The organism is Streptomyces sp. SPB074, from assembly GCF_000154905.1.
GTDB lineage: Bacteria > Actinomycetota > Actinomycetes > Streptomycetales > Streptomycetaceae > Streptomyces.
Genome location: NZ_GG770539.1, coordinates 4,337,618 through 4,339,087 on the forward strand (window position 1 = coordinate 4,337,618; position 1,470 = coordinate 4,339,087).

The 1,470-nt window shown below is 74.2% G+C and carries 1 protein-coding gene and 1 pseudogene; one reads left to right on the plus strand and one right to left on the minus strand.

Going from position 1 to position 1,470, the window contains the following annotated elements; translation table 11 throughout:
- On the minus strand, window positions 1-922 hold a 922-nt coding region (locus tag SSBG_RS18225), incomplete at its 3' end, for a nucleotide sugar dehydrogenase (protein WP_008747539.1).
- A gap of 414 nt (window positions 923-1,336) precedes the next feature.
- On the opposite strand from SSBG_RS18225, the pseudogene SSBG_RS35850 reads away from it, so the two are divergent.
- Window positions 1,337-1,470, plus strand: a pseudogene (locus tag SSBG_RS35850) (glycerol-3-phosphate dehydrogenase C-terminal domain-containing protein); the annotation flags it as partial.

The window sequence follows — 1,470 nt, forward strand, 5'->3', positions numbered from 1 at the left end:
TGAGGAGTGTCGCGGCGCGCTGGATGACGTAGGCGGGCATCCGCTGGTTGACCTCGCGGGCGAGGCCGACGAGGCGGAGCGGGTGGCCGGGGGTGCGGTGCGGGTGGGGCAGGTGCTCGGGGTCGGGCGGGAGGCCGTGACCGCCGACGCCGGGGCCGGGGCGGAACGCCTGGAAGCCGTACGGTTTCGTCTCCGCGCAGCGGATGACGTCCCACAGGTCCACGCCCAGGTCGTGGCAGAGCACCGCCATCTCGTTGACGAGTGCGATGTTGACGTGGCGGTAGCTCGTCTCCAGGAGGCGCACCGTCTCCGCCTCGCGGGGCCCTCTGGCCCGTACCACCTTGTCCGTGAGCCTTCCGTAGAAGGCCGCGGCGGACTCCGTGCAGGCCGGGGTCAGTCCGCCGATCACCTTGGGGGTCGCGTGGTACGGGTAGGCGCGGTTGCCGGGGTCCAGGCGGGCCGGGGAGTACGCGAGGTGGAAGTCGCGGCCCGCGCGCAGGCCGGAGCCCTGTTCGAGGATCGGGCGGAGCAGGTCCTCCGTCGCGCCGGGGTGGACGGGCGACTCCAGGATGACGGTCGTGTGCGGGCGCAGGCGCGCGGCGAGGGTGCGGGCGGCGGTGACCACTCCGCTCAGGTCGGGCGAGCGGTCGCCCGCCGCCTGGGTCTGGGCGCAGATGACGGCGGTGCGGACGCGGCCCAGCTCGGCGGGGTCGGCGCTCGCCCGGAAGCTGCCCGTGAGCATCCGGCGCAGTTCGGAGGCGCTCAGCGCGGCCTCGCTGCCGCGCGGCGGTCTCCCGAGCGCGAGTTCGCGCACCCGTGCCTGCTCGTCGTGGCCGAAGGTGGCGATGCCCGCGGCGACGGCCGCGCGGGCGAGCGGGAGGCCGAGAGGGCCGAGGCCGACCACGGCGAGGTCTGCGGGCATGGGAGGGTCCTTCCTGACGAGCGCACTGTCAGACTACGAGTAAATATGACCGTTATAGGGTAGTGGCGCGGCCTTTCTCCGTCATAAACACGCCATGCCCGGACGCGCCCCGGCGGGCCGCTCCCCTCCTTTCCCCGGCTCCCCTCCGCTCCGGCCCGGGAGTACGCGTGACGACACGACACCTACGCACCATCCCCCGCACCTCGCGACCGGTCGGCGGGGGAGGGGAAGTGGTGAGGGCAGCGGCACTCGGCCCGGAGCAGCGCGCGCGGGTGCTCGCGGACGTCTCGCGGACATGGCGGAACAGGGACTCGGCGTGCTCGTCATCGGGGGCGACGTGATCGGCGCGGGAACGGCGTGCGCGAGGCGGCGCGCGGCCTCGGCCAGCGCGTCGCCGAGTAGGTCGTCCCACCGCCGCTCACCGGCGCCGACTACCCCCTGCGCGCAGAGGTCGCGCACGCCGTCCCGTACGAGGGCGCGCGTCACCTGGACGACGTTCTCACCACCGGACCTGCGTCTCCACCGAGACCTCAGACCGCGGTACGCGC